This window comes from Paragemmobacter kunshanensis (assembly GCF_011059185.1).
GTDB lineage: Bacteria > Pseudomonadota > Alphaproteobacteria > Rhodobacterales > Rhodobacteraceae > Paragemmobacter > Paragemmobacter kunshanensis.
Window position 1 is genome coordinate 1 of sequence record NZ_JAALFE010000050.1, and the last position, 8,595, is coordinate 8,595.

9 protein-coding genes are annotated in these 8,595 nt (G+C 63.5%); 4 read left to right on the plus strand and 5 right to left on the minus strand.

The window, feature by feature from the left end:
- Positions 1-59: 59 nt before the first annotated feature.
- A complete protein-coding gene (locus tag G5V65_RS21065) occupies positions 60-1,361 on the minus strand; it encodes an FkbM family methyltransferase (protein WP_165054450.1) in 1,302 nt (433 codons plus the stop codon).
- Positions 1,362-1,607: 246 nt separating this feature from the next.
- Between G5V65_RS21065 and rpe the strand changes: the two genes are divergently transcribed.
- On the plus strand, positions 1,608-2,297 hold the full coding sequence (gene rpe / locus G5V65_RS21070; protein WP_165054453.1) for a ribulose-phosphate 3-epimerase: 690 nt from the start codon (positions 1,608-1,610) through the stop codon (positions 2,295-2,297).
- Positions 2,298-2,477: 180 nt separating this feature from the next.
- On the opposite strand, the gene G5V65_RS21075 is transcribed toward rpe, so the two are convergent.
- The gene (locus tag G5V65_RS21075) at positions 2,478-3,653 is read right to left on the minus strand and encodes an NAD(P)/FAD-dependent oxidoreductase (protein WP_165054456.1); all 1,176 of its coding nucleotides are present in this window, start codon (positions 3,651-3,653) and stop codon (positions 2,478-2,480) included.
- A 155-nt stretch (positions 3,654-3,808) separates the two neighbouring features.
- Between G5V65_RS21075 and G5V65_RS21080 the strand changes: the two genes are divergently transcribed.
- Complete coding sequence (locus tag G5V65_RS21080; RefSeq protein ID WP_343162882.1) at positions 3,809-4,606, plus strand: helix-turn-helix transcriptional regulator; 798 nt, start codon at positions 3,809-3,811, stop codon at positions 4,604-4,606.
- A gap of 345 nt (positions 4,607-4,951) precedes the next feature.
- Here G5V65_RS21080 and tsf read toward each other — a convergent pair whose 3' ends face one another.
- The 3 genes from tsf to G5V65_RS21095 form a co-directional block, all read right to left on the minus strand.
- Positions 4,952-5,860 carry a translation elongation factor Ts gene (gene tsf, locus G5V65_RS21085; RefSeq protein WP_165054459.1) on the minus strand — a complete coding sequence of 303 codons (909 nt, stop codon included), beginning with the start codon at positions 5,858-5,860 and terminating at the stop codon, positions 4,952-4,954.
- 72 nt (positions 5,861-5,932) lie between these two features.
- Positions 5,933-6,691 (minus strand): 30S ribosomal protein S2, encoded by a 759-nt coding sequence (gene rpsB, locus G5V65_RS21090; protein ID WP_165054462.1) that lies wholly within the window; start codon positions 6,689-6,691, stop codon positions 5,933-5,935.
- Positions 6,692-6,891: 200 nt separating this feature from the next.
- Positions 6,892-7,446: a GNAT family N-acetyltransferase gene (locus tag G5V65_RS21095; RefSeq protein WP_165054465.1), complete on the minus strand. Its 555-nt coding sequence runs from the start codon at positions 7,444-7,446 to the stop codon at positions 6,892-6,894.
- A gap of 64 nt (positions 7,447-7,510) precedes the next feature.
- Between G5V65_RS21095 and G5V65_RS21100 the strand changes: the two genes are divergently transcribed.
- Positions 7,511-8,407, plus strand: a complete 897-nt coding sequence (locus G5V65_RS21100) for a PfkB family carbohydrate kinase (protein WP_165054468.1) — start codon at positions 7,511-7,513, stop codon at positions 8,405-8,407.
- Positions 8,404-8,595 (plus strand): hypothetical protein (locus G5V65_RS22200; RefSeq protein ID WP_206526921.1); only part of this gene is annotated, 192 nt, incomplete at its 3' end. The genes G5V65_RS21100 and G5V65_RS22200, both read left to right, overlap by 4 nt.

Here is an 8,595-nt window from a genome sequence, read left to right on the forward strand (position 1 = left end):
GCCGTCAACGCCATGATTTATATGCGAAATATCACGATTACGACAGCGAAATCAGCGACTTACTTGGAGAATGTGGGCTCAACAAGAATGACAATATCTTGCGAGGACGAAATTGTATCGCTGGCACCTGCAAGTGCTTCCGGTTCATAGCCTTCCACATCGAGTTTCAGAAGGTCGACTTTTTCGACGCAGTACTCTGAGCAAATCGAATCTATACTGCGAAGAACAACGGGAACTGATCTTCCTGTTCCTTCAGGCAAGCGAAACAAAGTCGAGTTTGTATGGCCACGGCCTTCATTGAGAACCGCGCTTCCATCCCTATCTCCTATCGCGGCAGGAACACATATGGCCTGTTTGGGAAGATTCCGTACAAGCCTGTCGAAGTTTGACTCGTTGGGTTCGACAGAAATCAACTTGGCAGCGCGCTCGACGCAGGATTGGGAGAAGTATCCAATATGTGCTCCTCCATCAAAAACAATCGAACCAGGTCGGAACATGTTTTCCCATATTGTCCTGCTTGGTAGATCAAGAAGACCGGTAAGGAATTCGAAGTTCCACAACCAGGCACTTCCATCATCGTGGAACTGAGCCGGCAGACATAAGCCAAGATCGGAACTAAGCGCATTAACTGAATTGCGGAAGCTTCTTGCAAACTGTGGGTCATTGTCAAACGCGCGAGCAGTAGACTGCCGCGCTGCTCTATGGACCTTTGACACTAGTCTAAGTGCCGCGTTCTGTTCACTCGAAGGAGGATAGGGGGTGTTTCCAATGTCCTGAAATGTTCCACCGAAGAGAGCTTTCCGCAAATTATTTGTGTAGTGCCGAATGTGGGCATTGCCTGCGAGTTCTGGCTGCGAACAGTTCCATTCAACAGGAAGCTCCCGCGCAGCCACTTCATATCTCTTCTGTGCAAGCACTGAAATCACGTGTCCATTTTCTCCGCTTGCAGTCACCCTAAATGACGCTTCTACTGGATTGTTACGCTCCTTAATGCATTCCAACAAAAAGCAATGCGCCTCAATTCCGCTTAGCATCAGGACGCCACTGTTGGGACGCCCAGAAACACCGTTCACGTATAGAATTGATCCAGTCAGTTTGGGATTCAGTTCAGCCTGAAAATCGGGAGCAGAATCGCGAATCTCTGCATCGGCATCGATCAGAAGGACTGGGTGATCAGCCTCCAAGTATTCTGCTGCATAGGCAAGTTTAGACCATTTCAGATTCAGTCCTTCCACGGGGGTTTCTTTCAGAACATAGCGGTAGCCAAATCGACTTGCATAGGCTTCTTGGGATTGCAGGCAGAAGTCCCAGCGTGTTTGAAAGGACTGGTCGGCAACACAAAGGACGATCGGAGTTTTCATTGTGATATCGTTTCGCACTGGTCCATATACGAAGCAAACTTAGGCCTTGGGCTTCTTTGTCGTCAAGGCAAGGGTAGGCTCCTCGCGATCCATCGCGATCTCGAGGAGTTCGAAACACGGTCGGAATTTATCGTATAATCAATATTATGTCATATACGACATGTGGCGGTAACGCGCTGGCATGATACGATGCCTTGCGGTAGAAGCCCGCGATATCCCCTTTTACAGCCGGATCGGAGCCAGGCCATGGAGTTTTCGCGCAAGATCAAGATCGCCCCGTCGATCCTGTCGGCCGACTTTGCCAATTTCGGTGCGGAATGCCGCGCGATCGAGGATCAGGGTGCGGATTGGGTGCATGTGGATGTGATGGATGGGCATTTCGTGCCGAACCTGACCTTCGGGCCGGCGATGTGTGCGGCGATCCGGCCGCATATCAAGGGCGTGATGGATGTGCATCTGATGATCGCGCCGGTGGACCCCTATATCGAGGCCTATGCGGCGGCAGGTGCGGATGTGATTAGCGCGCATCTGGAATCCGGGCCGCATATTCACCGCACGCTGCAAGCCATTCGGAATACAGGGAAAAAGGCCGGTCTGGCGATCAATCCGGGCACCGGGATCGACGCCGTGGCGCATCTGATCGACATGGTGGACCTGATCTGCGTGATGACGGTCAATCCCGGCTTTGGCGGGCAGAAGTTCATTCATTCCCAAGTGGATAAGGTGCGTTCCTTGCGTGCCGTGATCGGCGACCGGCCCATCCATATCGAGATTGACGGCGGCGTGACGGTTGAGACCGCGCCGCTGGTCGCGGCGGCGGGTGCGGATGTGCTGGTGGCGGGATCGGCGGTGTTCAAGGGCGGATCGGTGGGCAATCCCGCGCCCTATGGCGCGAATATCGCGGCGATCCGCAAGGCGGCGGAAGCCGCCGCCTGAGGGCGTGCAGCGCCCGGTGCAGATGGCCGGTGCAGATGGTGGTATGCACGCAGCGCGCGGCGCGTTGCGCGGGCGTTAACGGATTGGCAAGGCGCATGGCGGGGTGAACCCCGCCCTACCCCGGTTCGGATGGCGGGGTTAACCCCGCCCTACCGCGGCTTTGGCGGGGTGAACCCCGCCCTACACGACGGCCTTTTCGGCGAAGGGGCGGCCTTCCAGCATCCGTTCGACCGAGAGATCGGAGAGATCGAGGCTTTGCCAGCGGCCTGTCAGCAGATGTTCGGCGATGCCGCGCCCCACGGCGGGGGCCTGTTGCAGGCCATGGCCGGAAAAGCCGTTGATCAGGTAGAGATTGGGCAGCGCCGGATGCGGGCCCAGCACGGCATTCTGATCGAGCGTGTTATAGGCATAGTGGCCGACCCAGTGGCGGATCACCTTGACCGCGTCGAAACCCGGCGCGCGGTGCCAGAGGGCGGGCCAGATCACCTCTTCCCACAGATGCAGGTCGGGTTCGAAATCCTCGGCGTCGCAGGGGCCGTCATCGCTGGGCACGGTGGCGGTGATCCATTGCTGGTGTTCGGGGCGGATCCAGTAGTCGCGGTCGATCATCAGGGGCGAGTGCGGGATGCGGGCATTCGGCGCGTCGATCACGAAGACGGTGCGCTTGCGCGGTTCGATGGCGATGTCGAGGCCCGCCATGCGCAGGATCTGCGCGGCGCGGGGGCCTGCGGCATTAACGGCGGCGGCGCAGGCGACATGCCCCCCCTGCCCCAGCGTCACGCCACTGATGCGGCCTGCGGTCACGGTCAGGCCCGTGACGGTATCGGTGACGAACCGCGCGCCGAGCTGGCGGGCCGCGGCGCGCAGGCCGCTGAGGAGGCCCATATTGTCGAAGAAACCCTCATCGCGGGGGCCGAAACTGGCGCCCGTCAGATCATCGGTGTTCAGCCAGGGAAAGCGCGCGGCGGTGTCCTGGGGCGACAGGATTTCCGTCGCCGCGCCGTGATCGCGCTGGAGGGAAGCGAGATCCGTCAGGGTTTGCAACCCTTCGGCGGTGCGGGTGAGGAAGAGATAGCCATTCTCGCGCAGGGCGAGATCGGGGATGCCGACATCGAGGCCCAGATGATCGGGGAAGTTCTTGATGAACTGGATGCCGTAGCGCGAGATTTCCACATTGACCGGATTGGAGAACTGCTGGCGGATGCCTGCCGCCGCCAGCGCGGTGGAAGCCTGGGCGAAGCTGGGATCGCGTTCGACGACGAGGACGTCGATGCCGGGCTGCATCTTTTTCAGCCAGAAGGCCACGGCCGCGCCCATGACTGCCCCGCCGATCACCACGACATCCGCCTTAATCATCTTCTTCCTCCGCGAGTCGGCCTGTTTCTCTCGACAGGGCCTGCCGAGGGTGGTTAGACAGGAATGGTGTCCCGGACAAGAGACGCCAGGGGAAAGCGCCGGGGGCGGCGCAGGGCGGGCCGTGTTGCGGGACGCGGGGAGTGGGGAAAAGAACCGTGAGCGACGTGCTTTCGCTGCTGTCGCGGATTGCCGAGGCGTCGACGGTCCGCAATGTCTGGGACCTGGCCACGGGCCATTTCGCGGGGCTTGGCTTTGGCCGGGTGAACTATGGGTTCACGCGCTTTCTGGTGGATCGGGGGATCGGCAATCCGGAGGATGCGGTCTTTCTGACGACGGCGGATGCGGAGTATGTGCGGCGCTATTTCGCGGGCGGGTTGTTCGCGCGGACGCCTGCCTTTCGCTGGGCGCAGCAGAACAGCGGGGCCTGCACCTGGGGCTGGATCGACGCGGCCTTCCGCAGGGGCGAGTTGAGCGCGGATGAGGCGGCGGCGGTGCAGCAGAATGCCGCGATGGGAATTTCGGCGGGGATCACGGTCAGCTTTCCCGAGACATCGTCGCGGTCGAAGGGGGCCTTGGGGATGATCGCCGATCCGGGGCTGGATCATGCGGCGGTGGATGCGATCTGGGAGGAGAGGCGGCAGGAGATCCTGGCCGTGGCCAACATGATGCATCTGAAGATCGTGAACCTGCCGGGGGCGAACCGGCGGCGTCCGCTGACGCAGCGCCAGCGGGAGGCGCTGGAATGGGTGGCGGATGGCAAGACCATGCAGGATGTGGCGCTGCTGATGGGGGTGTCGCCTGCCATGGTGGAAAAGCATCTGCGCCTGGCGCGCGAGGCGCTGGATGTGGAAACGACGGCGCAGGCGGTGGCGAAGGCGGCGCTGTTGAACATGATCTTCCAGAAGGACGCGCCCGAGGCGCAATCCCTGCCCCGGTCCACGGCGGCAAGGTAGGGAATCCCTGACTTTCCTGACGCTGCGTAAACGGGTGTTATCGGGCTGTCCGGCAGGGCCGATGGTGCGATTTCACCATCCTGTCGGCAAGACCCGCGCCTATCCCCAGGGGCGGTACGTTCTGTTGCACGGGTGGAATTTCCCCGATCCGCGCGACATGTTTCTTGTGCCCTCTGGCTTATCCCCAAGCCATGGCATCAGGTTGGCGGTGCGGTCGCAAGGCCGCACCGTTTTTCATTTCGGGGGCTGTCCCCCCTGCCCCCCTCCCCCCTGCCCCGGCCTGCGGACAAGGCAAAAGGCCCGCCCCTTGCGGGACGGGCCTTTGCGATGCGACATGACCGGGGATCAGCCCTGAAGCGCCTTGGCGACTTCGGCGGCGAAATCTTCCTGCTTCTTCTCGATCCCTTCGCCGACGGCGACGCGGGCATAGCCCGTGATCTCGACCCCGGCTTCCTTGGCGGCGGCTTCGACCGTCAGGTCCGGGTTGATCACGAAGGCCTGGCCGAGAAGCGTGTTTTCCGACAGGAACTTCTTCATCCGGCCCGGGATGATGTTGTTGTGGATCACCTGTTCGGGCTTGGGCTTGGCCGAGGAGGCGTTTTCTTCCAGGGCCTTGGCGGTTTGCACGGCGAGTTCGCGTTCCACCACGGCCGGATCAAGGGTCGCTTCCGACAGCGAGAGCGGGTTCGTGGCCGCGATGTGCATCGCGAACTGGCGCCCGATCTCTTCGGCCTTGGCGGCATCGCCCTTCAGCGCGACGAGGACGCCGATCTTGCCCATGCCGGCCGTCGCCGCGTTGTGGACGTAGGAGACGACGGTGTCGCCCTCCAGCACGTGCAGGCGGCGGAAGGTCATGTTTTCGCCGATGCGGGCGATGGCTTCCTGGATCACGGTGTCGACGGTCTTGCCGTTCAGGGCGGCGGCTTTCACCACCTCGACCGAGTCGCCCACGGTGAGGGCGACGTTGGCCACGTCACGGACCAGCGCCTGGAAATCCTCGTTCTTGGCGACGAAGTCGGTTTCCGAGTTGATCTCGACCGCGACGCCCTTGCCGGTGGTCACGGCGACGCCGACGAGGCCTTCGGCGGCGACGCGGTCGGCCTTCTTGGCGGCCTTGGCGAGGCCCTTGGTGCGCAGCCAGTCGACGGCGGCATCCATGTCGCCATTGGTTTCGGTCAGCGCCTTCTTGGCATCCATCATCCCTGCGCCGGTCGTGTCGCGCAGTTCCTTCACCATGCTTGCGGTGATCGTCATGTCAGACTCCTGAAATTCGTGTGTGACCCGGCAGGTATCCCTGCCGGGTAAACGCCCTGTGACGGGCAGCGATCAGGCTTCGGCGACGGCGTCTTCTTCCGGCGCGGTTTCCAGCGCGCCGAGGTCGATGCCGGCGGCGCCGAGTTGGGCGGACATGCCGTCCAGAGCGGCGCGGGCGACGAGGTCGCAGTAGAGCGCGATGGCGCGGGCGGCGTCATCATTGCCGGGGATCACGTAATCCACGCCCTTGGGCGAGCAGTTGGTGTCGACCACGGCCACGACCGGGATGCCCAGCTTCTGCGCCTCGAGGATGGCGAGGTCTTCCTTGCCCACGTCGATGATGAAGATCAGGTCCGGGGTGCCGCCCATTTCACGGATGCCGCCCAGCGAGGCCTGAAGCTTGGCCTGCTCGCGCTCCATGTTCAGGCGCTCTTTCTTGGTCAGGCCTTCGGCGCCATGCGCCATCAGCTCGTCGATCTGCTTGAGGCGGTTGATCGACTGGGAGACGGTCTTCCAGTTGGTCAGCGTGCCGCCGAGCCAGCGGTGGTTCATGTAGAACTGGGCGCATTTCTCGGCCGCTTCGGCGATCGGCTTCTGGGCCTGACGCTTGGTGCCGACAAAGAGGATGCGGCCGTTCTTGGCGACGGTGTCGCGCACGACCTTCAGCGCCTGTTCCAGCATGGGAACGGTCTGGGTCAGGTCGATGATGTGGATGCCGTTGCGATCCCCGTAGATGTATTCGCCCATCTTGGGGTTCCAGCGCGCGGTCTGGTGGCCGTAGTGAACGCCAGCTTCAAGCAGCTGACGCATGGAGAACTCGGGAAGAGCCATGTCCTATTCCTTTCCGGTTTAGCCCTTGGCATCGCTGTCTTACCCCGGATGGGGCAACCGGCGGACGTGACGGGATTTCTCCCCGTCAGGCCCAAGCGAAGCCTGTGAAGTGTGGGGGCGTTTAGGGGGTTTTGGCGGGATGCGCAAGTGGGGTTGGGGATTTGATCGTCCGCGCGGGGGTTTTGCGGGGCGAATCCCGGTCAGGGGCGGGTGAGGAGAACCCAGTCGGGGAAATCGGGTTGCCAATGGGCATCGCCCCGGGCGGGGCGGCGGGCGGCTTCGCGGAAGCCTGTGGCGTGGTAGAGGGCGAGGGCTGCGGCATTGCCCGAGGCGGTGATCAGGGCCTGCGGCCCCTGCCCCGCGCCATCCAGCATGAAGCGGGCGAGGCCCTGCCTGCGCAGATGGGGAAAGACGGCCAGCGCATTGATGTAGAGCGCATTGCGGGGGGCGAGGTTTTCCAGCTCCTGCAGCGGAATGGCGGTAACGGGAAGGTCATCCGCGGGCAGTGGCGCGGGCGGCAGGGGCCAGGACATCAGCATCCCGGCAGGCGCGTCGCGGGACATCAGGATGCGGGTGTTGCGATAGGTGAAGCCGCCCTGCTCGCGTTCGGCGCGGGCGGTGGCGAAGGCGTGCGGATCCTGGCCTTCGGGCGTCATGGCCGCCCAGAGGGCGCGGGCCATGCCGTGGCTGGCCATGTCCATCAGCGTGACGATGGTGGCGGCGTCTTGTTTGGTCGCGGGGCGCAGAACGGGCATGGGGCCAGCCTTGCACGTTGCGGGACGGGTTGAAAGCCCCTGCCCTTCGCCTCTAGATGGGCGCATGAGCGCGCGCCCTGACATCCTCTGCATCGGTTCGGTCCTGTGGGACATCATCGGGCGATCCGCGCTTGCCATGCGGCAGGGATCGGACGTGCCGGGGCGGATCACGCGGCTGCCCGGGGGGGTGGCGATGAACATCGCCATGACGCTGGCGCGGTTCGGGCTGCGGCCTGCGGTGCTGACGGCCATCGGGCGGGATGCTGCGGGGGAGGAACTGGTCGCGGCCTGCGGGCGGCTGGGGGTGGAGACGCGGTTCGCCTATCGGTCCGACGACCTGCCCACGGATCAGTATATGGCGGTGGAGGGGGCGAACGGGCTGATTGCCGCGATTGCGGATGCGCATTCGCTGGAGGCGGCGGGGGAAAAGATCCTGCGGCCCTTGGGCGACGGGGCGCTGGGAAGTGCTGCTGCGCCCTGGGCGGGGATGATCGCGCTGGACGGGAACCTGACGGTGCATCTGCTGGCCGAGATCGCGGGATCGCCCCTCTTTGCGGCGGCCGACCTGCGGGTCGCACCTGCAAGCCCGGGGAAGGCCGAGCGGTTGCTGCCCCTGATGGGGCATGGCGGGGCCACGCTTTACGTGAACCTCGAAGAGGCGCGACTGATCGGGCATGAGGCCTATGACAGCGCGGGCGCGGCGGCGGAGGGGCTTTTGGCGCGGGGTGCGGCGCGGGTTCTGGTCACCGATGGCGGGCGGGCCTGTGCGGAAGGCGCGCGGGGCGCGGGGGTGATCGTGGATCACCCGCCGCAGGTGATGGTGACGCGCGTGACCGGCGCGGGGGATACCTTCATGGCGGCCCATGTCGTGGCGGAACGGCGCGGCGCGGACCGGGCGGCGGCGCTGGCGGCGGCGATCCGGGCGGCGGCGGTCTATGTGAGCGGCGAGGCCCCGGCATGAGCCGCTTTTCCCGGATGACATGGCTGAACCGGCCCGCCGAGGCCAGCGAGGATGCCGGTGGTATCGAGGTGGTGACGGGCGAGCGCACGGATTTCTGGCGCGAGACATTCTCCGGCATCTCTCCGGCTTTGACCGTAGTAAACGACGACAGAGGACTTTTCGCCCTTGCGAACCTTTGCATCCAAGGC

Bases quoted from the DNA above. Each gene is read 5' to 3' on its own strand.
- rpsB (WP_165054462.1), bottom strand. From the start codon at position 6,691: ATGGCTCTTCCCGAGTTCTCCATGCGTCAGCTGCTTGAAGCTGGCGTT.
- G5V65_RS21095 (WP_165054465.1), bottom strand. From the start codon at position 7,446: ATGCCCGTTCTGCGCCCCGCGACCAAACAAGACGCCGCCACCATCGTC.
- G5V65_RS21065 (WP_165054450.1), bottom strand. From the start codon at position 1,361: ATGAAAACTCCGATCGTCCTTTGTGTTGCCGACCAGTCCTTTCAAACA.
- rpe (WP_165054453.1), top strand. From the start codon at position 1,608: ATGGAGTTTTCGCGCAAGATCAAGATCGCCCCGTCGATCCTGTCGGCC.
- G5V65_RS21075 (WP_165054456.1), bottom strand. From the start codon at position 3,653: ATGATTAAGGCGGATGTCGTGGTGATCGGCGGGGCAGTCATGGGCGCG.
- G5V65_RS21100 (WP_165054468.1), top strand. From the start codon at position 7,511: ATGAGCGCGCGCCCTGACATCCTCTGCATCGGTTCGGTCCTGTGGGAC.
- tsf (WP_165054459.1), bottom strand. From the start codon at position 5,860: ATGACGATCACCGCAAGCATGGTGAAGGAACTGCGCGACACGACCGGC.